We start from the raw sequence: 22,814 nt of genomic DNA on the forward strand, positions 1-22,814 counted from the left end.
TTAAACATGTAAAATTGGGGATTAAAAATACATTAAAAAGGGGGAATCCAATTGAAAAAAGTAAAAATAGCATTGCTTGGCTTAGGTAATGTTGGGCGTGGGGTATGGAATATTCTACAAATGAATGGTGAAGAAATCATGAAGCGTTCAGGATGCCAAGTTGAAGTTGCAAAAATCCTTGTAAGAGATCCTAGTAAAGCTAGAGCAGTTAAGGTCCCAGAAGAGTTAATAACAACTAACTTTGATGAAATTTTAAATGATGATTCTATTAAGATAATAGTTGAAGTAATGGGAGGCATAGAGCCAGCTAGGGAGTATATCTTAAAGTCATTAAATAAAAAGAAGCATATAGTTACAGCTAATAAAATGCTTTTAGCTACATATGGTGATGAATTATTTAAAAAAGCAGATGAAGAAGAGGTTATGCTTAATTATGAAGCAAGTGTAGCAGGTGGTATACCTATAATTCAAGCTATAAATGAAAGTTTAACAGCAAATAAGATTGAAAAACTATATGGAATAATTAATGGTACAACAAACTTCATTTTAAGTAAGATGGAACTTGAAGGTAGTGACTTTGAGAATGTATTAAAAGAAGCACAAGAAAAGGGATATGCAGAAGCAGATCCTACATCTGATATTGAAGGTTTTGATGCCCAATATAAGCTTGCAATTTTATCTTCTTTAGCTTTTGGAACTAAAGTTAAGATAGATGATGTTTATAGAGAAGGAATTACTAAAATAACTTCAAAGGATATTAGATATGCTAAGGATTTTGGATTGGTAATTAAGTTATTAGCCATAGCAAAAGAAACAGATGGAAAACTTCAGTTAAGGGTACATCCAACAATGATACCAGCTACTCATCCTTTAGCAAATGTACATGATTCCTTTAATGCAGTGTTTATTAAAGGAAATGCAGTAGATGATTTAATGTTCTATGGAAGAGGTGCTGGAGATTTACCTACAGGAAGTGCTGTTGTAGCAGATATAGTATCAATTTTAAGAAGTGATGTGGATACTGAAAATAGACTTCCAGTAGAAAAAAATAACTTATGGCATAAAGAAATTGGGGAAATTAATGATATAACTAGTAGGTATTACATTAGAACAACAGTAACAGACAGACCAGGTGTACTTGGTGAAATTACAGCCATATTTGGTAGGCATGGAGTAAGTTTACGTTCTGTAATTCAAAGAGGAAGAATTAAAAATGAAGAAGAAGTAGGATTAGTTTTAGTAACTCATTATACTGAGGAAAAACAGTTACAAGGTGCAATTAATGAAGTTAAAGATATTGATGCTGTAAAAGAAATTAATAATATGATAAGAATAGAAGATTTTAATTAAAAGGAGCTCTTTTGAGCTCCTTTTATATTATTGTCATTAGAATAGTTATTGTAATGACTCCTACTACAATTGAAAGTCCTAAAGACTTTTTCTTAAGTGAAATTAATAAAACAATAATAGATGCCATAAGTTCTATGTTAGAAAAGCTTAAGTTTAAACTACCATTATCAGTGAAAATTCCTGGGCATATTAAAGCAGCAAAAATTCCTGCAGGAATAAACTTCATCCATTCGATAAGCCAATTTGGAAGTTCTTTTCCTGAAAGATATACCATAGGTAAGCTACGTGGAATATAGGTAAATACAGATATTCCTAGTATAAGTAAGATAACATTAATTGTATTAACTTTCATCTTAAACACCCTTTCTGATTTTAATGAATTTTTCTACAAAGTAACAAAGGGTTGCTGATAGCAAGGTAGCTATAATTACATATAAATTGTTGTTCATAATCAAAGAAAGATTAACAGCTGTAAATCCAGAAATAACAGCACATAAAATGTATATTCCTCCCTTAAGTTGAAGACACAAAAGACATATAAACATAGAGGTTAGAACAAAGTTAATTATGGTATCATTAAAATTGAATATTGAACCTGTAACCCCACCTAATATATTAGATAATATCCATGTAGAATGAGAAACTATATTAAGTATAGTGGCTCTACGTGTATTCCATCTACCTTCTTTAAATTTTATTAAATTAATAGCAAAAGTTTCATCTGTTATTTCATGAGAAAAAAATAATAAAAACTTTTTGTTACATTTACTAAAGTATTGAGAGAGAGTTGAGCTCATTAATATATGTCTTAAGTTAACTATAAAAGTTGTAAGTATTATAGAAAACATTGAAGAATGAGCTATAAGCATTGATGATGTTATAAATTGTCCACTTCCTGCAAATACGAATAAAGAAAGGAATCCAATTTCTATTGGAGACAATCCTGCTTTTTGAGATAGAATTCCTGAAGCTATTCCAAGAGGTATATACCCGATACATATAGGGATAGCCATTTTTACTCCATATATTACATCATCTCTAGATAGTTTATTTTCTTCCTTTTTATTATGTATTGTTTCAATCATTTAAAAGCCCCCCTTAAAAATTCCTTAAGTAAAATTATACCATATGTATTTTGTAGTATAATATAATTCTATTTATGATTGCAGAGATAATTATTAGAGTCATAAATGATAGAGATAGAGCTTATGAAATAAAAAAAAATTATAAAATATGTGGTATTACATAACTTATTATGCTATAATTATCACAACAAAAGATAGTAATAGTGTAAATTATGGAGGCAATGATGGAACAAGGTAATTTTAAAAATTTTAACGGAGATATTTTTGGACAAATTTTTTCTCATTTTGGGAAACAATTTAAAGGATTTAATAATGGTGGAGGTCCTAAAAAGAAGGGGTCCTTTGTAGGCTTTTTAAAGTGGTTAGCATTAGCTTATATAGCAATTGCTATATCAAAGTTTTTAGCATCTGATTTAATATTGGATGTATCTTTAAGTGCATTTTATATAGTTGCACCTTTCGTAGTAGTTTCAGTATTATATGGATTAACTCATTCTATGAAAAAGTTACCTATAATTGGGATAGTAGTAGCAATATTATACGGAGTAGTTTTATTCCTATGTAGCCCTATATTAAATTATAAGGCACATAGAGATTTAGTAGGAACTGTTGATGAAATTGAATTTTCTAATGAAATTGAACATATTGATTTGAAGCAGTTACCAACAATAGATACACAACTTGCTGCAAAGCTTGCAGATAAAAAACTTGGAGAAATTCCTTCTCTTGGAAGTCAGGTGACAATTGGAGAATTACATTTACAAAGTATTGGTGGACAACTTTACTATGTAGCTCCACTTGAGCATTCTTCACTAATTAAGTGGCTTACTAATAGAGAAGGTACAAGTGGTTATATAAAAGTAAGTGCAACTAATCAAAATGATGTTCAATTGGTTACAGAATTAGATGGAAAGCCTTTAAAAATTAAATATTTAGAATCATCATATCTTTTAAGTGATCTTCATAGAGCAGCTTTTTTAAGAGATATGAAATCAGCTCATACGGACTTTACTTTTGAATTAGATGATAATGGAAGACCATACTGGGTTGTTACTAGATATGACAATGCTATTGGTATTACAGAAGCAAAGGCTATTGGGGCGTTAGTTATTGATGCTCAAACAGGAGAATCTGAAATATATGATATAGATAATATGCCTAAATGGATAGATAGAATTCAACCTTCAAAATTTATTAATAACTATATTAATAAGTGGGGAGAATTAGTTCATGGTGTATTTAACTTTAATGATAAAGATAAGTTAAAAACAACTACAGGAATGAACTTAATATTTAATAAAGATGAATGTTTCTATTATACAGGAATAACATCTGTGGGTAACGATGAAGGATTAGTTGGATTTACATTAACAAATACAAGAACTGGTAAAACTACAATGTATAAGACAGCTGGAGCAACTGAAGAAGCTGCTATTAGATCTGCAGAAGGTAAGGTTCAACAATATGGATATAAAGCTACATTCCCATATTTAATTAATATTCAAGGGGAACCAACTTACTTTACAACATTAAAAGATTCTAATGGATTAGTTAAGCAATATGCAATGGTTAATGTTAAGAACTACAATACAGTAGGAGTTGGTGATAATCTTCAATCTACATTAAATAAATATTTAGAGGGATTAACAAATACAAATATTTCACTAGAGGGTTCTAACAAAGAAGAAGTTATTCAAGGCGAAGTTGAGAGAATTGGTCTTGTAGTTAAAGATGGATCTAGTATCTATGATATTAAGTTAAAAGATAGTGATAAAATTTATTCAGTATCAACAGAAACTTCAAGAGAGATAGCTTTAACTAAAGTTGGAGATAAGGTGGAAATAAAGTATATAAATGTAGGTGCAAGTAAATATATAATAGTAAATGGATTTACGAATATAACTACTATGCCAGTAGAATAATGGGTAAAAAGAGGAGATAGCAATATCTCCTCTTTTTTTGGATACATATCAATATGCTTTTTCTTACTAAATAATATATATTTATCTTTTTTTTACAATAAGATATAATTGTAAATAAGGCACAAATGTTAAAAATTAATAATAAAACGTATAGGGGAGAGTAGGATATGAAGTTATCAAAAAAAATTGTCATATTATTTATGACTATATCTTTAGTTACAGTAACTTTATATATGATATCTATGGGCTTTGTATCAAAGTATTTATATAGCGGTGAAGTGACTAGAATAAGTGGAATAGCATCCGGATGTATAAATAGAGTGAATGGAGAAGTATCAAAGGTAATAGGAAAAGGAAATGATTATACAAGCTTGTTATCGCTAGCTGATACATATAATGAGAAATTAAATGAAACTAATGCTTTAGAGGAATTAGGGATTATAAATAAATTTAAAAATGACAATATTGATTTTAAAGTTGTGTTAGATTCAAATCTTAATGAAAAAGAGAAATTTGAATCTAAGGATGTAAGTGATAGAAGTAAAAATGAGTACTCGAGTTTACTAAATAAAATAAAAACAATAATAAAAGAAAAAAAGGATATTAAAAAGGGATATATAACAGGAAAAGAAGGGTTATATATTTTTTCACACAATAAAAAGTACAACTCATCTGATTATGTGGTGATTATAGATAGTTTTGATGATGGATTTATAGAAAATGTTTCTAAAGATATGAATAAAAATGTTTCATTATTAAAAGATATAGCTACTACTGGTGAGGTGGAGGACTCTAAACTAGATAGTGGAGAAAACATTAAATTAGTAACAAATGAAAGTGATGTAAGTGCTTACTATAAAATAGAGTGTGTAGATGGAGAGAATTATTATATTAAAGTTTCAGAGCCATTGGTAGTAAAAGAGAGTCAAAAAAATAATATTATTATTTTATCTGTTATGTTCATATCTATTAATCTTATTATTAACATTATTTTAATAGTTTTAATGAAGAACATAGTTATAAAAAGAGTGGAGAGAATAAGCGAAGGAATAAACAGGATAAAAGAAAATAAAGATTTGAAAGAGAGACTTGATTTAGATAATAGTAGTGATGAAATTAGTAAACTAACTAGTGATATAAATGAAATGTTTGATGCTTTAGAGACGTCAAATAATTTGTTTATGGAGAATGAAGAAAAAAGTATTAAGCTTTTAGAGGGCTTAGATAATGGATATGCCTATTTTGGAGAGATTATGGATGAAGAAGGAAATGTTGTTGATGCAAATCTCCTTGATGTGAATGCATCTATGTCAAAAATTTTAAATATTCCTAAAAAGAATCTATATAGAATGACCTTTAAAGAAATTTTCTTTGATAAAATTAATGATGAAGAATTTATAAGGGACATATTATCATCAGGTAAAAGAGATGGAGAGACATTAAGCAAAAATTGTATTGCACTAGGAAATAACAATTGGGCATCAATAGCTGTATATCCAATTGAGAACCATCATTTTGCTATGTTACTTACAGATATAACTGAAAATAGAAGAAATGAAGATGAAATGAGATATTTAGGAAACTATGATGTATTAACTGGTCTTCAGAATAGATATAGTTTATACAATTACATGGCACAGCTTAAGGAAGATGGGAAAGTGTTTAGCATATTCTTTATAGATTTAGATAACTTTAAGTCTTTAAATGATTCGTTAGGACATAATAGTGGAGATGAAGTGTTATGCCAAGCTGCATTTACCTTGCAAAACTTAGAAGAAGATATTGAAGTGGGAAGACTAGGGGGAGATGAATTTCTGTTAGTTAAAAAGGGAGAACTATCTAAAGCAGATGCAGAAAACTTAGGGAATAAGATTTTAAGAAAACTTAATAAGACTTTCGAGTATAAAAATTTCAATTATGAGTTAAAAGCAAGCATTGGGGCAAGTTCTTTCCCTAATCATACAACAGATATAGAAACGTTGATTAGATATGCAGATATTGCTATGTATAAGAGCAAAAATTCAGGTGGAAATATTATAGAAGTATTTAATGAAGAGATGTTAGAAGATATATTAATAGAAGGGTTATTAAAAAAGGCTATAGATAATAAAGAATTTGTAGTTAACTTCCAACCTATTTATAGCGTAAATAAAAAAATGATAATTGGAGCAGAAGCTTTAGTAAGATGGGTAAGGGATGGAAAGGTAATATATCCTGACAAATTTATTCATATTGCTAAAAGAACAGGAGATATTTACGAAATAGACAATTATGTATTAAAGGAAGCTTGTATTTTCTGTAAAGAAAAAAGAAAAGAAGGCTTTAAGGATTTTCAAGTGTCAGTAAATGCTTCTTATAGATTTTTAAAACAACATAAATTTATTGATAAATTAAAGGATGTATTAGATGAAGTTGGGCTAGATCCAAATGGCTTAAAGCTTGAAATTACAGAAGATGAAGTTTTAGAAGATGCAAAACAAGTTGTAGAGTTATTGAAGGAAATTAAAGCTTTAGGAGTGATGATAGCTTTAGATGATTTTGGAGTTGGATATTCATCCTTTAGTTATATAAAAATTCTTCCTATTGATACCATAAAGATAGATAGAAGTCTATTATCAAAGATTGAAAATGATAGAAAAACAGTAGCTATAATTGAAACATTAATAAAGCTTGCACATACCCTTGAGTTAGATGTAATAGCAGAAGGTGTAGAGATGCAGGATCAATTAGACTTACTAAAGACTTTAAACTGTGACAAAATTCAAGGGTACTTTATAAGTAAACCAATAGAAAGAGAAGAATTTAAAAAATTATTAGAACAACATAGTTAGTATTTAAAGGAGCTATTAAAAGTAGCTTCTTTTTTTATTCTTTAGGAAAGCTGTGACTTGGAGCTTGCGACGGAACAATCAGAATAACTATCTACGGATACATACGGAACTAATTTACAGTTTATAAATTAAATGTTGAATAAAATTATAAAAAGTAACAAAATGAGTGAAAATAACTTATATATCTAACAAAATGATAAAAATTTTAATATTTGTTGATAATTATTATAAAAATGCTTATAATTAATTTAACATGTTAAATCGAAAAAATAAAAAATGACGAAAAAGGGGGACTACCAATGAGTAAAAAAGATAAAATAAAAATGTCTTTTATAGAAAAAGTAGGTAAAAAAATACCGGATCCGGTAATTATATTTATGATATTATATGCAATCGTTATGATAGCGAGTATATTCATGGGTGGAATGGAGTTTGAAACATTAGCCGCTGATGGGGGAACAATATCTTATGAAATTAAGAACATGTTTGCGGCTGAAAACTTTAGATGGATTTTTGGAAATGCATTATTAAATAACTGGTTAGCATACGGTGGAGGAGTTCTTGGAACAATATTAATCGTTATGCTTGGAGTTGGACTAGCAGAAGAATCTGGTCTACTATCAGTTTTAATTAAAAAAGTAGGATTAAAAGTTTCAGATAAGTTTTTACCAGTAGTTTTAGTATTCTTAGGAATTATGAGTAGTATAGCTACTGATGCAGGATATATAATCTTAATACCATTAGCAGGTATGTTATATGTTGGATTAAAGAAGAATCCACTTATAGGTATGGCAGCAGCTTTTGCTGGGGTATCAGCTGGATTTAGTGCTAACTTAATACCAGGTACACCTATAGATGTTATTGTTGGTAACAACGCAAAGGTGTTTGCTGAAAGTCAAGGTATACCTTTTGTTACAGCAGCGGGACAAGCTATTACTCCTGCAACAATGCACTACATATTTATAGTTGCTTCAACAGTATTATTATCAGTTGTTGGTTATTTTGTTACAGCTAAATTCATTAAGCCAAGATTAGAAAAAGAAACATACATTGTTCCTGAAGATATGAATATGGCTGACTTTACAGTTAAAGAAGAAGAAAATAAAGCTTTAAAATGGGCAGGATTAGGATTGTTAATTGCCTTAGCTCTTGCAGCAGTACTTTACTTTGGACCACTTGCTACGTATGTAGATGATAAGGGTGCAACAGTTAAGCCATTTATGGATAACATAATTCTTATAATTACATTTGTATTCTTTGTTCCAGGCTTACTATATGGAATGAAATTAAAGAAATTCAATAATGCTATGGATGTAGTTCAAGCTATGTCAAAGCAAATGAGTGGGATGGGATCTATATTGGTATTAACATTCTTCTGTTACAACTTCTTAGCATTATTAAGCTACTCAAACTTAGGTACATATATAACTTACTTAGGTGCAACAGGATTACAATCATTAGGATTATCTGATTCACCAATCTTATTATTAATAGGATTCATTATAGTTACTGCTATAATCAACTTATTCGTTGGTGGATTAACTTCAAAATGGATGTTACTTGGACCAATATTTATACCAATGTTATACCAAGTTAATGGAGCTCTAACTCCAGATATGGTTGCAGCTGCATATAGAATTGCAGACTCATCAACTAATGTGATATCACCACTTATGTCATATGCAGGTATTATCCTTGTATTCATGAAGAAGTATAAGCCTGAATATACTTTAGGAGATATGATTAAGTTAATGTTCCCATATTCAGTAGCATTCTTGATTTCCTGGACAATCTTATTAATAGTATTCTTTACATTTGGAATTCCACTAGGAATTTAATAAAAAGACTTAGCTCTTTCTTGAGCTAAGTCTTTTTTAGCGCACTCTGCTTTTGAAAACTCATATGAAAAAAGGATTAGGTGCATATAATTTTATTTTTTATATTGCTAAATTGTTGGAGTTATCCAGGATTTAATAATATATAAATCTCCTAAATAATAAAAAGTGTAGAAAATTTACAGCTTTTTTTATTTAGGAGATTATAATTAGTACGTGTTATCTACCACAACACTTCTTATATTTCTTTCCACTTCCACAAGGGCAAGGCTCATTTCTTCCAGGCTCTTTATCCTTTATTATAGTAGTCTTTTGTCTAGCTATTGATTCTGCTGGTGTTAAGCCCTTTAAAGACCATATAGGTGTATTGTTAAAGATCTTAGAGAAAGAGTTAACTATTGAATCAGCTAAGGACTTATTACTTAAATCTAATTTATAAGAAGTTAGTAATTCAACTATTATTTGAGTGTCCATGTCATTTTTTATATAGAATATTAACTGACTAAGTAATGAATCTATATCGGATTTTTTTAAATTAGTCTTAGAAAGAATATTTTTAAGTTCTAGTACTTCTTCACCCCAAGTATCTTTGAAATTTCTACCTAAAGAAATAAAGAAATCTTCATTGCTGAAGTTATATTGAATAGTTTGTCTTACTCTTAATTCCTCGTATACATCTTCAGGTGAGAAAAGAAATGGGTGAATTAATGCGTTACCTTCTGTAAATGCTTCATAGCTTCTAAAAATATAATTTAAGTAAAAATCTAAGTTTTCCTCTTTAAAAACCGTACTTTCCTTATTAGTTATTATGGAATATAATTCTCCACCTAATAAAAGACCATAGTGAGTCATTAATCCATCTATAAGATTGATTCCTTCTGAACGTTCTTTAAGGTTGGAAATATATTTTTTAGAAGATATTAAAGAATTTATTCCTTCTTTTATATCACTTGGTACTACAAGGTAGTAATTATCCTTTATAGATAATTTAAATAGTACTCCAAGAGAAGATAATCCTCCAATTAAGTTTAAGTTATCTATTGAAAAAGAATATTCAACTAAGTCTTCTTTAGCTAATTCTTTTAACAGATTAAGTTCCTTATAAGATAGTTCGCAAAGTATATTATCTATATTATCAGTAATATAAGCAGATACTAGATTAACTAACCCATCTTTACCTAATTTTGAATACCCTTTAATATCTAACCTCTTAGCTATTTCTGTAAGTGTAGGTTTAGTTTGAAGAGATAAAAGTTCTGAAGTATTAGATTCCTTTAAACTATTCTTACATTTAGTAAAAGTTTGATAGTATTTTTCAAAATAGTATTTTCTTAGTTGCTCATCGTAGTAGTACTTTTTAGTATGCATTAAAATTCTCCTTTGCTATATATTAACATTTATAATTATCCATTAACCTTATATAGTATCCATTTTTTTTGACAAAAAGTCAAGTAAATACCATTACATAATTTACTTGTTGTTAGTAGTATGAAGTGGTTATATAATTGATTATAAGGTCTTTTAATGGGGGGATATTGTGGAAACTAGTGGATATATTGTGGAATATGGAAAGTGTTATATTTTTCCTAAAAATAAGATGATAATAGTAAGTAAATTATATGAAAGAAGCTTGTGTAAAGAAGATATTACCAATGAAATTTATGGTGATATGGGTAAATCTGTATTAGAAGAAGATTCAACTTATATTAAGGCAGTGGAGTATGCTTTAGATGAGTACTTTGAAAATGAGTTTGACTTGATAATTGGTATTAAGGACAAGGAAAGTAACACATATGATATGAAATTACAGGAAGAGTGCATAAATAAAAATTTTTTGTATAGAAGTTATATAAAAAATGGATATACCTTTAAAAGTATAGACTGTGTAAAAAAGTATGTTAATAAATGTAAAGAGAAAAATGAGCTTGTTAAGTTTGATAGGATTACCTTAAAAATAATAATAACAACAAGCTTTGGAGATAGGCTTGCAGAATTTGTACAAGCGCTAGGAAATGCATCTTCATTAGATGGAAATGAAAATAGAAAAAAAGATGTATTTAAAAGTGAAATCATTAAGAACTCCTTTGCAAATATTAAATATAGCAGCATAGATTTTAAAAGCTTAATGGAAGAATTAATGGAGTGGGAAAGTTACAATTTTCAGTGGAATGGTTATTTTGGGGAAATAATGAAATTATGTAATAAAACTGGATTTAGGTTTGAAGAGGACAAAGAAGCATATAAATTAAGAGATTATATTATAGCCTTTATTCAGAGTAAAAACTTTCTTTTTATACCTTGTATGAAGAAATATAAAAAGGACTTATATTTAGATTTAAACAATAATAGATACATATATAATAATGAAAGTAAGGGATTTCATAAGGTATTATCAAAGGAAAGTAGTTTTCTTTTTGAATCCTCAAAGATTAATAGTAAAGAAATTATATTTCATGAAGATTTGGAAATAGGATATTTGCTTTATTATATTGAGGACAAGGTGTATATTTCATTAGGTCGATATGATTCCCTAAGTAAGAGAGTTACAGTAATAGATATAAATGATAAGATTTTAAATGAATTTATCAGTTTTATAAATAAATTTATAGAACTTGAAGAAGATAAATTGAGGATATAAGGGTAAAAAAGAAATCGCTTTGCGGTTTCTTTTTTTATTCTTTATAAAACTATAAAGAAATTAGAATAATTTATAAATAAATAAAGAAAATAGTATTAGAGAAAGGAAGGGTAAAATGGGTAGAAGAAAAAAACATTATAAACTATTTATTGCAATTCTCCCTCTAATACTAATGCTTATAGGAGTTGGAGCTTATATTTACTTTTCAAAGGATATAGGAGTAGTTACAGCATCTACAGAAGAAGATATGGTGTATGAAGGAAGTGTAGATAAAGCTGGAGATCTGTTAAATTCTGGCGATGAAGTAATTGTTAATTTAAAGATAAAAAACATAACAAATAATAAAAAAGAAAAAATAGAGGGTAAGTTAATTTGTGATGGTGAAAGTAAACCTTTAGGAAAAAGTAATTTTTCAATAGATACTTTGGAGCCAAATGAAGAGGGGAATGTTCAATGGAAGGTAAAATGTAAAAGTGGAGGTACAAGGTTTATAGTACAAGTTAAGGAATCTAATAAAGGCTTGAAGAATATAAAACTAGGTGGAATTACAGTTGGTGGTAAGGGATGGTTCATGGGGGATAATCATACTCATTCTAACTATTCTGATGGTAATGGGAGTGTAGCAGAAAATATATGGGCTATGAGAAGCGCTGGATTAAATTATATGACAATGACTGATCATAATAATAGCAATGGATATGAGGAATCAAAAAGTGCTAAAGGTAATGGAGAAATAATTATAAAAGGAAATGAATATACTACATCTTCAGGTCATGCAGTTTTAATGAATGTGAAGGATAATAAAAATTATAGCTCTTTATCTAAAGATAATTTAATTAAAGAGCTTGGAAATTATAATACTTTAATTTATGCTGCTCATCCTTTTGATAGCAGGTTAAGTTGGAAGTTTCCTGATTATAATGGGGTGAATGGAATTGAAGTGTGGAATGGCTGTAGGGGGCCAAAAAATAAATATAATAATGATGCATTTATTCAATGGGATAAATTAAATACAGAAGGAAAGCATCTTTATGGAGTTGCAGAAACAGATGCTCATTACCCAGTTGATATAGGGAAGGTATACTTAAAAACATATTCAGAAAGTTTCACTGAAGAAGGTATAATTGAAGCCCAAAAGAAGGGACATATGTATGGAACTAATGGACCTTCATTAGAGATTAAGGTAAATAATGCTATGATGGGGGATGACTACAAAGTAAGTTCCATGGGAGAAGTTATAAAGGTTAATTTAAAAGGTGAATATTATAATGGTATTTCTAAAGTTAGATTAATAAGAAATGGTGAAGTGATTTCTGAAAAAAATATTAATGATAATACTTTTGAAATGGTAGAAAGAGTAAGGGTAGTACCAGGAGATTTTATCAGAATGGAAGTAGAAGGAAAAGAAGAAGAAGGACAGTCTTTATTAACTGAAGTTGGAGTTAGGAATACAGCTCCATTTGCATTTTCAAATCCTATTTTTATCATTGAAAAATAAGAATATATTTATGAGAATAGGTTAACATAAATACGAAATTAGTTATATGGAGGAATGAGAAATGAATAAAAATAGTTCTATAAAATGTTCAGTACAAGAATGCAAGTATAATGCAGTAGATGAAAATTATTGTACACTTGATGAAATAAAGGTAGGAACACATGAACAACACCCTAAAGTTCCACAATGTACAGATTGTGAATCATTTGAATTAAGATAATAATTAAAAGACTAGAGAAAATACTTCTCTAGTCTTTTTAATTATTATTAGATTATAAGAATAATTCTTTTACTATATTTAATTAATTTATATGTAAAATATTCGGAGAATATGAATTTATTGAATAAATCTAATTTGGTAGGAAACAATAAGCTAGAAAAATAAAAAATAGAGGTGATAATAATGTTTGAACATAAAAAACAATTATTACATGAAGTGAAAGTAGAAAGACCTAATCCACAATATGCAGTGTTAATGCAAGAGCAACTAGGAGGAGGCAATGGAGAACTTAAGGCGGCAATGCAATATATTTCTCAAAGTTTTAGAATAAAGAACCCTGAAATTAAAGATTTATTTCTAGATATTGGAGCTGAAGAATTAAGTCATATGGAAATGGTCGCGCAAACTATAAATTTACTGAATGGACATGATGTGAATAATAGCGAAGTTACCAATGGTGAAATTCAAACACATGTACAATGTGGATTATCTCCAGTACTAATTAATTCATCTGGAGCACCATGGACAGCAGATTATGTAACCGTTACTGGCGATTTGGTTGCTGATTTATTATCTAATATAGCCTCAGAGTAAAGAGCTAAGGTGGTTTATGAATATTTATATCGTCAGATAGATGATAAGGAAGTAAGAGCAACTATAGATTTTCTTCTTAATAGAGAAGAAGCGCATAATGCTTTATTTAGAGAAGCACTTAATAAAGTTCAAAAAACAGGTTCTAATAAAGATTTTGGAGTAACAGAGGATTCTAAATTATATTTCAATTTATCAAATCCAGGGCCAGAACATAGTGCACCAAATCCAACACCACCATCTTTTGAAAATCCAAGACAATAATTTAGTTCAAAATAAAATATATAAAGGTAGGTATAAAAATGAGAAAACTTTCAGAAATTGAAAAAATATCTTTAGCAGCAGCTTTAAAAATGGAAACTGATGGATTAATTATGCAAAGAGCAATAAATTCTTTAATTTCAGATGAAGATTTAAGAAGACAATCAGAAACCAGTATTTTAGCAGCAGAAGGAAGAATTAAAGGTATACAACAATTTATTAATGAAAATAATATATTAGATATTAAAGGGGAATAATGATATGAAGAATATGATAGGAAATTTAATAAAAAATAATGTTGATCTAAAGGATTCTATTATAGTGGCAAGTATGCTTTCAGCAGCTAAAGAAGCAGCAGACATGTATCTTAATTCTACATTAACAAGTAGTACACCTGAGCTAAGAGCTATATATTCAGCATCAATGGGACAAATCGTTGAAGGTCATACAGCACTTACAGAACTAAGTATCAGTAAGAACTGGATTAAACCATATAGTGCACCTGTTGAACAATTAACTTGTTCTTATGATGAATCAAAAAAAGTTATTGGTAACAATAAGTAGTATCATAAGTAATAAGATAAATAAAACACTGTGTTTTGGTATAAAAAAATAATTAGTAGAGCATAAAATTCTCTACTAATTATTTTTAGGACATTAATTATTTAAGTCCATTTTCATATTGTTCTACCATTCTTTTAACCATTTCTCCACCAACACTTCCATTTTGTTTAGAAGTAAGGTTTCCTTTATCGGTATTTTCATAATCTTGTAGTCCAAAGCTTGAAGCTATTTCATTTCTTAATGAATTTAGTCCTTTCTTTGCTTCTGGAACTAAGTTTCTGTTACCACTATTGTTTGAAGACATATCTGCATCCTCCTTATAATTTAATATACTTGCACAAATATTGTACAATCTTATATTAACCAAATATGAAAAAAGTAAACTGGAAATAAATATCTATTATGTAAATATAAATCTATAATTCCTAATTTAATTATTATATAGAAAAATTGTAGATTAATTAAAGTATTGATTTTAATAATTAATTTATTTATATTAAGAATTAATATGGAGGGAGTTTTTATAAAAAAATTAAATCATTGAACTATATGCTAGACAGAAATAATAGTTAGATAGTATAATAAAAATGTGTCTTAAATTGCTAATTAAGTAAAAATACAGCAGGTTGATATAAATGTACTTGCTGTATTTTTTTGTTTAATGTATAAGAAAGTATAAAATTTTAATTAGATATAACTCAAAGATATTGTGGACTAAATAAAAAGCTAGCAGGTAGAAATAAATCTACTTACTAGCTTTTACTTTCTTATAATAAAACTACATTTTTTCGTGGAATGTTCTGTTTATTACATCAAGTTGTTGTTCTCTTGTTAACTTGATGAAGTTAACTGCATATCCTGAAACTCTAATAGTTAATTGAGGATATAATTCTGGATGTTCCATAGCATCAAGTAATGTTTCTCTATTAAATACATTAACATTTAGATGGTGAGCATCTTGTCCAAAATATCCATCCATCATGCAACTTAAGTTGTTTATTCTATCTTCAGGAGTCTTTCCTAAAGCATCTGGCACGATTGAGAATGTGTTAGAGATACCATCTTGAGAATGTTCATATGGAAGCTTAGCAACTGAGTTTAAAGATGCTAATGATCCTGAATTATCTCTTCCGTGCATTGGGTTAGCACCTGGAGCAAATGGTTCTCCCTTCTTTCTACCACATGGAGTAGTTCCTGTCTTCTTACCATAGACAACATTTGAAGTTATAGTTAAGATAGATTGAGTGTGGTATGCATTTCTGTAAGTCTTGTTTTGTCTGATTTTGTTCATCATGTTTTCAACAAGGTATACAGCTATATCATCAACTCTATCATCATCGTTTCCGTATTTAGGGAAGTCGCCTTCAACTTCAAAGTCTACAGCAATTCCATTTTCATCTCTTATAGGCTTAACCTTAGCGTATTTAATAGCAGAAAGTGAGTCAGCACATACTGAAAGTCCTGCTATACCACAAGCCATTGTTCTAAATACATCTCTATCATGTAAAGCCATTTGTAAGCTTTCATAAGAGTATTTATCGTGCATATAGTGGATAACATTTAATGTGTTAACATAAAGGTTAGCTAACCAATCTGTCATTTGTTCAAATCTATCCATTACTTCATCATATTCTAAGTATTCAGAAGTTATTGGAGCTAATTTAGGTCCAACTTGCATTCCTAGCTTTTCATCTTTACCACCGTTTATAGCATAAAGAAGAGTCTTAGCTAAGTTAACTCTAGCACCGAAGAATTGCATTTGCTTACCAACTTTCATTGCAGATACGCAACAAGCTATAGCATAGTCATCTCCCCAGTAAGTAGTCATTAAATCATCGTTTTCGTATTGAACAGAGCTTGTATCAATAGAAACCTTTGAACAGAAGTCCTTAAATGCTTTAGGAAGTCTTGTTGACCATAGAACTGTTAAGTTTGGTTCTGGTGAAGGTCCTAAAGTGTAAAGTGTATTAAGTATTCTAAATGAGTTCTTAGTAACTAAAGATCTTCCGTCTAATCCCATACCAGCAATTGATTCAGTTACCCAAGTTGGATCTCCTGAGAATAAATCGTTATATTCAGGAGTTCTTAAGAATTTAACTAATCTTAACTTCATTACGAAGTGATCCATTAATTCTTGAGCTTCTTTTTCTGTTATAACACCATTTCTTAAATCTCTTTCTATGTATATATCTAAGAAAGTAGAAGTTCTACCAAGTGACATTGCAGCACCATTTTGTTGTTTTATAGCTGCAAGGTAACCAAAGTATAACCATTGGATAGCTTCTTGAGCATTAGCAGCTGGTCTAGATATATCATATCCATATGAAGCAGCCATTTCTTTTAATTCTTTAAGTGCAACTATTTGATCAGATATTTCTTCTCTTAATCTAATTATATCTTCATCAATAGTTCCTACTTCAAGGCTTAATTTTTGTTCGTTTTTATCTTCTATAAGTCTATCAACACCGTATAAAGCAACTCTTCTATAGTCACCTATGATTCTTCCTCTACCATAAGCATCTGGAAGTCCTGTAACTATACCAGCTTTTCTAGCTAATCTCATATCTGTAGTATAAGCATCGAAAACACCTTGGTTATGAGTTTTTCTATACTTTGTAAATATTTCAGTTATTAAAGGGTCTATTTCATATCCATAAGCTTTAGCTGCATTTTCAGCCATTCTTATACCACCTTCTGGCATAACAGCTCTCTTAAGTGGTGCATCAGTTTGTACACCAACTATTTTTTCTAAAGCTTCATTTATATATCCAGGTTTGTAAGCGTTGATTTTAGATATAGTCTTTGTATCGATATCTAACATTCCGCCATTTTCTCTTTCTTGTTTGCTTAATTCGCAAACTACATCCCATAATTTAGTTGTTTCTTCTGTAGCACCTTCAAGGAAACTAGCATCACCTGTATATTCAGTGTAGTTAGTTTGGATGAAGTTTCTAACATCGATATGTTTTGTCCAACGACCTTCGTTGAAGCTTGTCCATTGTTCTTTAATCATTTAGTCCACCTCATTGTCTTTTTGTAAACGTTAGATAATTAGATTGTAAATTATTTAACAAGTTGAATATATCATAGAAGTATATATAAAGACAATAGAAAATTCTAGAGTTTAAATATTCTAAATATTTGAAAGAGTGAGATTAGGTAAGAATATTAAAAGTATTTCATAAATATTCATGGATGGTTTTGAATGAAAGTGATTGACTTTGAATTATTTGAGGGGTAATATTTAGATGAAGGAAGTGTTGAAAATGTTAACAGAAGAAAGATTTCAAAAAATTTTAGGGGTTTTAAATGAGAAAAAAGCAGTTACAGTCAGTGAACTGGTAAACTTGTTAAATACCTCTGAATCAACAATAAGAAGGGATTTAAATGCCTTATCAAATTTGGGTAAGTTAAATAAGGTTCATGGTGGAGCAGTAGGTATTGATAAAAATTTAACAACGGAAGAAAAAGACGTCAAAACCAAGCATGATTTAAATAGAGAAGATAAGACAAGTATTGCAAAATTTTCTGCTTCCTTAATAGAAAAAGGAGACTTTGTATATATTGATGCGGGAACTACTACTGAAATTTTAGCTGAATGCATTGAAGAAAAGGAAGCAACTTATGTTACTAATGGTATTGTGCATGCTAAAAAACTTATTGAAAAGGGATGTACAGTTTATATATTAGGGGGAGAACTTAAGTTATCAACAGAGGCAATTATAGGGGTAGAAGCTATAAAAAGTTTAAAAAAGTATAATTTTACCAAAGCCTTCTTTGGATCTAATGGAGTAAGTATAGAATCAGGATTTACTACACCAGATGTTAAAGAGGGGCTTGTTAAGGAAGAGGCTATAAATAGAAGTAAAGTATCTTACGTATTAGTTGATAATAGTAAGTTTAATAAGATATTTCCAATAACATTTGCAGAAATAAATAGAGCAAAAATAATAACTAAGGAAATAGGAGAGAATAAATTTAAAGATTATACAGAAATATTGGAGGTATAAAAATGATATACACAGTGACTTTTAATCCCTCACTGGATTATGTAGTTAAAGTTAATGATTTAAAGTTGGGGAGAGTTAATAGGACAGAAGAAGAAGATGTGTATCCAGGTGGAAAAGGCATAAATGTATCTATAGTATTAAAGAACTTAGGGTATGATAGTTCTGCTTTAGGTTTTATAGCTGGCTTTACTGGGGATGAAATTGAAAGAAGAGTAACAGAATTTGGCTGTAAATCAGACTTTATTAAGTTAAATGATGGATTGTCTAGAATAAATGTAAAGATTAAGTCTAAGGAAGAAAGTGAGATTAATGGTGGAGGGCCACATATTAATGAAGATGCACTAAATTCTTTATATAACATTCTAGATAACTTAAATAATGATGACATATTAGTCTTAGCAGGAAGTATACCTAAGTCTCTTCCAGAAGACATATATGAAAAAATTATGGAAAGACTACAAAAGAAAGAAATTAAAATTATAGTAGATGCAACAAAAGACTTATTAGTAAATGTACTAAAGTATAAACCATTTTTAATTAAGCCTAATAATCATGAGCTTGGAGAAATATTTAATGTAGAGTTAAAAACTGATGAAGAAATAATTGAATATGCTAAAAAGCTACAGAATAAAGGAGCAAGAAATGTACTTATATCCATGGCTGGAGATGGAGCAATTTTCATATCAGAAAGTGGAGAAATTATAAAGAGTGGGGTGCCAAAGGGAAAAGTTAAAAATTCTGTTGGTGCAGGAGATTCAATGGTAGCTGGATTTATTGCAGGATATTTAAAGAATTATAATTTTAATGAAGCCTTTAAAATGGGAGTAGCCACTGGCAGTGCTACAGCCTTTTCAGAAGGATTAGCAACAAAAGATGAAGTACTAAAATTATTAAATAAAATTTAGTTTTTAGGAGGAGTAAAAATGCGTATTACTGATTTGTTAAGTAGTAATTCAATAGAGTTAGATGTAAAAGTATCAAACAAACAAGAGGCTATTGATAAGCTTGTTGAATTAATGAATAATTCAGGGAAGTTAAATGACAAAGAAGAGTATAAAAAGGCCGTTTTATCAAGAGAAGAATTAAGTACAACAGGAATAGGGGATGGAATAGCTATTCCTCATGCTAAAACAACAGCAGTTAAAAATGCGGGATTAAGTTCTATGGTAGTTAGGGATGGAGTAGATTATGATTCTTTAGATGGTGAACCAGCTCATCTTTTCTTTATGATTGCAGCTCCAGATGGTGAAAATAATCTTCATTTAGAGGTGTTAGCAAGACTATCTACTATTTTAATGGATGAAGAATTTAGGAAAAAACTTATAAATGCTGAAAGCAAGGAAGAGTTTTTAAAGCTTATAGATCAAAAGGAAACAGAAAAGTTTGATGAACCAGTAGAAGATAAAAAGGAAGATAAAAATGGATATAGAGTCTTAGCAGTAACAGCATGTCCTACTGGAATAGCACATACTTATATGGCAGCAGAAAGCTTAGAAAATAAAGCTAAAGATATGGGGATTTCTATAAAGGTTGAAACAAATGGTTCTGGTGGAGCTAAAAATGTTTTAACAGATGAAGAGATAAAAAATGCAGATTGTATAATAATTGCTGCTGATAAAAATGTTTATATGGATAGATTTAATGGGAAAAGAGTAATTCAGACTAAAGTGGCAAATGGAATTCACAAGGCAGAGGAACTTATAAATGAAGCAGTTAGTGGGAAGGCGCCTATATATCATGCCTCAGGTGAAAAGTCTGAAGGTGGAGCGTCTGATATAGAGAAAGAAGGAATAGGACATAAAGTTTATAAGCACTTAATGAATGGTGTTTCTCATATGTTACCATTTGTAATAGGTGGAGGTATTCTTATAGCATTATCATTTTTAGTTGACTCAAGAGCAGCAGGAACTCCACAATTTGGAACAAGTACAGAATTCGCAGCTTTCTTTAACTCAGTAGGAAATTTAGCATTTGGGTTTATGTTACCTATACTTGCTGGATATATTGCAATGTCTATTGGTGATAGACCAGCATTAGCAGTAGGTTTTGTTGGGGGAGTTATAGCTAAAGATGGTGGCTCTGGTTTCTTAGGTGCATTACTTGCAGGATTTATAGCTGGTTATTTAGTTGTGGGATTAAAGAAAATATTTGATAAGTTACCAGATAGCTTAGAGGGATTAAAACCAGTTTTATTATATCCTTTCTTTGGAATATTGCTTATTGGAGCTATACTAATATTTATTGTAAACCCACCAGTGGCTGCTCTTAATGGTGGTATAACTAATTTATTAAATAGCATGGGATCTACAAGTAAGGTTCTTTTAGGATTAGTTTTAGGTGGTATGATGGCTATAGATATGGGGGGGCCATTTAATAAGGCAGCATATGTATTTGGAACAGCTTCCTTAGCAACTGGCAATAACGACATTATGGCTGCTGTTATGATAGGTGGTATGGTTCCACCATTAGCAATAGCTTTAGCTACAACTTTCTTTAAGAATAAATTTACATCAAGAGAAAGGCAATCAGGTATAACAAATTATATAATGGGAATTTCCTTTATTACAGAAGGTGCAATACCTTTTGCAGCAGCGGATCCATTAAGAGTAATACCTTCATGTGTAATAGGGTCAGCTGTAGCTGGAGGACTATCAATGTTCTTTGGATGTCAAACATTAGCACCGCATGGTGGTTTATTTGTAGTACCAGTTATGACAAATCCATTTATGTTTGTTGTATCCCTTATAATTGGGGCTTTGGTAGGAATGGTTCTATTAGGAGTATTAAAAAAACCATTAGATAGATAATCATTAGAAATAGTTATTGTAAATTTTATTTTGCAATAACTATTTCTTTTTTACTGTCTAGTAAATTATAAAATTTCAATTAGCTATAAATCAAAGGTATTATTACATTTTCATATTAAAAAATATAAAATAAAGGATAGTAATTTTATAATTTCCTTACCTTAAGTACGAAGGGAATAAATATCTATTCTTAAAATAAACTTAAAAGTTAAGAGTTATATTGCTTTTTGTTATATAGTATAATATACTGCATATAAAGATAAAAAATATTATATAAGGGGAGATTATTATGTCAAAAAACTACTTTATTAAGGAAAGACTATTAGCTTTTGGAGCTAAATTCGATGTTTATGATGAAAATAGAAACGAAGCATTTTTAGTAGAGGCTGATAAATTTGATATAGGGAAGAATATAAATATCTATACACCAGATAAAACAAGTAAATTAATGTATTTTAGGCAACAGCTAAGAATTGGCGCACATAAATATAAGGTATATGATTCAAATGGTATGGAAATAGCAACAATAGAAAAGGAATTTATGGTGCCTAGATATAATATATCAGGGAGTCTTGGTAGATTTGTAATGAGTTGTGATTCTGCAATTTTAGGTAGAAATTATACAGTTGAAAAAGATGGATTTAAAATTGGTGAAATAAATAAAGAGTGGACATTTGGAAGAGATAGATATACTTTAAAGGTAATAGATGAAGATTATACTGTATTTTTAGTTGGGTTATTAATTATGGTAGATATGGTAAGGTTTCATTCAGATAACTAGAAGAAAGGGTGATTATTAATAATCATCCTTTTTTAAATACAAAATTTATATAATTAAAAAATATTATAAAAACATCTAATCTATTGTCAAATAATATCTAATAGTGTTAAAATAATAACATTAATAAAGTGACTAAATCATTTTATTAAGTGGAATATTTATATAGAGAGTATTAATAAGAATATAAAGAATATAAGATTTCCAGAGCATAACACTCCTAAGGAAGAAATTCTAAGGGATTATGCCTGAATTACATTGTTAATTCGCAGGGTAATATTCGAAAGGGTATTATCTCCACGTTTTTGGGAAGGAAATAAGTTTTTGATTTTAAATAGAAATATTTAAAGCTTATTACTTATGCCCCAAAATGCATTAAGTAATAAGCTTTTTTTAGATACTAGGAAATTAAAAAATTAGGAGT

At 29.3% G+C, this 22,814-nt stretch carries 18 protein-coding genes, 1 pseudogene and 1 riboswitch; of the genes and pseudogenes, 14 read left to right on the top strand and 5 right to left on the bottom strand.

The window, feature by feature from the left end:
• The first annotated feature begins 51 nt into the window (after positions 1 to 51).
• Complete coding sequence (locus tag DR024_RS09145; protein ID WP_055253622.1) at positions 52 to 1,350, top strand: homoserine dehydrogenase; 1,299 nt, start codon at positions 52 to 54, stop codon at positions 1,348 to 1,350.
• Positions 1,351 to 1,372: 22 nt separating this feature from the next.
• Here the strand turns inward: DR024_RS09145 and DR024_RS09150 are convergent, their stop codons facing one another.
• Positions 1,373 to 1,702, bottom strand: a complete 330-nt coding sequence (locus DR024_RS09150) for an AzlD domain-containing protein (protein ID WP_055253624.1) — start codon at positions 1,700 to 1,702, stop codon at positions 1,373 to 1,375.
• 1 nt (position 1,703) lies between these two features.
• Positions 1,704 to 2,435: an AzlC family ABC transporter permease gene (locus DR024_RS09155; RefSeq protein ID WP_051196075.1), complete on the bottom strand. Its 732-nt coding sequence runs from the start codon at positions 2,433 to 2,435 to the stop codon at positions 1,704 to 1,706.
• Positions 2,436 to 2,659: 224 nt separating this feature from the next.
• Here DR024_RS09155 and DR024_RS09160 point away from each other — a divergent pair, with 224 nt between their 5' ends.
• The 3 genes from DR024_RS09160 to DR024_RS09170 all read left to right on the top strand — a co-directional run bounded on the left by DR024_RS09160 (position 2,660) and on the right by DR024_RS09170 (position 9,026).
• A complete protein-coding gene (locus tag DR024_RS09160) occupies positions 2,660 to 4,357 on the top strand; it encodes a cell shape-determining protein (RefSeq protein WP_242983099.1) in 1,698 nt (565 codons plus the stop codon).
• 167 nt (positions 4,358 to 4,524) lie between these two features.
• Positions 4,525 to 7,188, top strand: a complete 2,664-nt coding sequence (locus tag DR024_RS09165) for an EAL domain-containing protein (RefSeq protein WP_055253626.1) — start codon at positions 4,525 to 4,527, stop codon at positions 7,186 to 7,188.
• A gap of 299 nt (positions 7,189 to 7,487) precedes the next feature.
• The gene (locus tag DR024_RS09170; RefSeq protein WP_027099681.1) at positions 7,488 to 9,026 is read left to right on the top strand and encodes an AbgT family transporter; all 1,539 of its coding nucleotides are present in this window, start codon (positions 7,488 to 7,490) and stop codon (positions 9,024 to 9,026) included.
• A 216-nt stretch (positions 9,027 to 9,242) separates the two neighbouring features.
• Here the strand turns inward: DR024_RS09170 and DR024_RS09175 are convergent, their stop codons facing one another.
• Positions 9,243 to 10,391, bottom strand: a complete 1,149-nt coding sequence (locus tag DR024_RS09175; protein ID WP_027099682.1) for an SEC-C metal-binding domain-containing protein — start codon at positions 10,389 to 10,391, stop codon at positions 9,243 to 9,245.
• Positions 10,392 to 10,560: 169 nt separating this feature from the next.
• Here DR024_RS09175 and DR024_RS09180 point away from each other — a divergent pair, with 169 nt between their 5' ends.
• From DR024_RS09180 to DR024_RS09205, 6 genes and pseudogenes are all read left to right on the top strand, one after another.
• Complete coding sequence (locus tag DR024_RS09180; RefSeq protein WP_111918586.1) at positions 10,561 to 11,661, top strand: hypothetical protein; 1,101 nt, start codon at positions 10,561 to 10,563, stop codon at positions 11,659 to 11,661.
• Positions 11,662 to 11,776: 115 nt separating this feature from the next.
• Positions 11,777 to 13,159: a CehA/McbA family metallohydrolase gene (locus DR024_RS09185; protein ID WP_111918588.1), complete on the top strand. Its 1,383-nt coding sequence runs from the start codon at positions 11,777 to 11,779 to the stop codon at positions 13,157 to 13,159.
• Positions 13,160 to 13,220: 61 nt separating this feature from the next.
• Complete coding sequence (locus tag DR024_RS09190; protein WP_065254241.1) at positions 13,221 to 13,379, top strand: DUF1540 domain-containing protein; 159 nt, start codon at positions 13,221 to 13,223, stop codon at positions 13,377 to 13,379.
• Positions 13,380 to 13,562: 183 nt separating this feature from the next.
• A pseudogene (locus tag DR024_RS09195) lies at positions 13,563 to 14,234 on the top strand (manganese catalase family protein).
• A gap of 38 nt (positions 14,235 to 14,272) precedes the next feature.
• Positions 14,273 to 14,488: a hypothetical protein gene (locus tag DR024_RS09200; protein ID WP_027099686.1), complete on the top strand. Its 216-nt coding sequence runs from the start codon at positions 14,273 to 14,275 to the stop codon at positions 14,486 to 14,488.
• 4 nt (positions 14,489 to 14,492) lie between these two features.
• On the top strand, positions 14,493 to 14,795 hold the full coding sequence (locus DR024_RS09205) for a spore coat protein (RefSeq protein WP_111918590.1): 303 nt from the start codon (positions 14,493 to 14,495) through the stop codon (positions 14,793 to 14,795).
• A 97-nt stretch (positions 14,796 to 14,892) separates the two neighbouring features.
• Here the strand turns inward: DR024_RS09205 and DR024_RS09210 are convergent, their stop codons facing one another.
• Together DR024_RS09210 and pflB are read right to left on the bottom strand one after the other, a co-directional pair.
• On the bottom strand, positions 14,893 to 15,099 hold the full coding sequence (locus DR024_RS09210; protein ID WP_027099688.1) for an alpha/beta-type small acid-soluble spore protein: 207 nt from the start codon (positions 15,097 to 15,099) through the stop codon (positions 14,893 to 14,895).
• Between the two features lie 474 nt (positions 15,100 to 15,573).
• Entirely contained in the window at positions 15,574 to 17,808 is a 2,235-nt protein-coding gene (pflB, locus tag DR024_RS09215; protein WP_034867045.1) for a formate C-acetyltransferase, read from the bottom strand.
• A 235-nt stretch (positions 17,809 to 18,043) separates the two neighbouring features.
• Between pflB and DR024_RS09220 the strand changes: the two genes are divergently transcribed.
• From DR024_RS09220 to DR024_RS09235, 4 genes are all read left to right on the top strand, one after another.
• Positions 18,044 to 18,805 carry a DeoR/GlpR family DNA-binding transcription regulator gene (locus DR024_RS09220; protein WP_242829744.1) on the top strand — a complete coding sequence of 254 codons (762 nt, stop codon included), beginning with the start codon at positions 18,044 to 18,046 and terminating at the stop codon, positions 18,803 to 18,805.
• 2 nt (positions 18,806 to 18,807) lie between these two features.
• Positions 18,808 to 19,710, top strand: a complete 903-nt coding sequence (gene pfkB, locus DR024_RS09225; protein ID WP_027099691.1) for a 1-phosphofructokinase — start codon at positions 18,808 to 18,810, stop codon at positions 19,708 to 19,710.
• An 18-nt stretch (positions 19,711 to 19,728) separates the two neighbouring features.
• A complete protein-coding gene (locus tag DR024_RS09230; protein ID WP_027099692.1) occupies positions 19,729 to 21,612 on the top strand; it encodes a PTS fructose transporter subunit IIABC in 1,884 nt (627 codons plus the stop codon).
• A 289-nt stretch (positions 21,613 to 21,901) separates the two neighbouring features.
• Entirely contained in the window at positions 21,902 to 22,393 is a 492-nt protein-coding gene (locus DR024_RS09235; protein ID WP_027099693.1) for an LURP-one-related/scramblase family protein, read from the top strand.
• 187 nt (positions 22,394 to 22,580) lie between these two features.
• Positions 22,581 to 22,722, top strand: a riboswitch (molybdenum cofactor riboswitch).
• Positions 22,723 to 22,814 lie beyond the last annotated feature (92 nt).

This window comes from Clostridium paraputrificum (assembly GCF_900447045.1).
GTDB lineage: Bacteria > Bacillota > Clostridia > Clostridiales > Clostridiaceae > Clostridium > Clostridium paraputrificum.

Bases quoted from the DNA above. Each gene is read 5' to 3' on its own strand.
- DR024_RS09150 (WP_055253624.1), bottom strand. From the start codon at position 1,702: ATGAAAGTTAATACAATTAATGTTATCTTACTTATACTAGGAATATCT.
- DR024_RS09155 (WP_051196075.1), bottom strand. From the start codon at position 2,435: ATGATTGAAACAATACATAATAAAAAGGAAGAAAATAAACTATCTAGA.
- DR024_RS09160 (WP_242983099.1), top strand. From the start codon at position 2,660: ATGGAACAAGGTAATTTTAAAAATTTTAACGGAGATATTTTTGGACAA.
- DR024_RS09165 (WP_055253626.1), top strand. From the start codon at position 4,525: ATGAAGTTATCAAAAAAAATTGTCATATTATTTATGACTATATCTTTA.
- DR024_RS09170 (WP_027099681.1), top strand. From the start codon at position 7,488: ATGAGTAAAAAAGATAAAATAAAAATGTCTTTTATAGAAAAAGTAGGT.
- DR024_RS09175 (WP_027099682.1), bottom strand. From the start codon at position 10,391: ATGCATACTAAAAAGTACTACTACGATGAGCAACTAAGAAAATACTAT.
- DR024_RS09185 (WP_111918588.1), top strand. From the start codon at position 11,777: ATGGGTAGAAGAAAAAAACATTATAAACTATTTATTGCAATTCTCCCT.
- DR024_RS09190 (WP_065254241.1), top strand. From the start codon at position 13,221: ATGAATAAAAATAGTTCTATAAAATGTTCAGTACAAGAATGCAAGTAT.
- DR024_RS09200 (WP_027099686.1), top strand. From the start codon at position 14,273: ATGAGAAAACTTTCAGAAATTGAAAAAATATCTTTAGCAGCAGCTTTA.
- DR024_RS09205 (WP_111918590.1), top strand. From the start codon at position 14,493: ATGAAGAATATGATAGGAAATTTAATAAAAAATAATGTTGATCTAAAG.
- DR024_RS09210 (WP_027099688.1), bottom strand. From the start codon at position 15,099: ATGTCTTCAAACAATAGTGGTAACAGAAACTTAGTTCCAGAAGCAAAG.
- pflB (WP_034867045.1), bottom strand. From the start codon at position 17,808: ATGATTAAAGAACAATGGACAAGCTTCAACGAAGGTCGTTGGACAAAA.
- DR024_RS09220 (WP_242829744.1), top strand. From the start codon at position 18,044: ATGAAGGAAGTGTTGAAAATGTTAACAGAAGAAAGATTTCAAAAAATT.
- pfkB (WP_027099691.1), top strand. From the start codon at position 18,808: ATGATATACACAGTGACTTTTAATCCCTCACTGGATTATGTAGTTAAA.
- DR024_RS09230 (WP_027099692.1), top strand. From the start codon at position 19,729: ATGCGTATTACTGATTTGTTAAGTAGTAATTCAATAGAGTTAGATGTA.
- DR024_RS09235 (WP_027099693.1), top strand. From the start codon at position 21,902: ATGTCAAAAAACTACTTTATTAAGGAAAGACTATTAGCTTTTGGAGCT.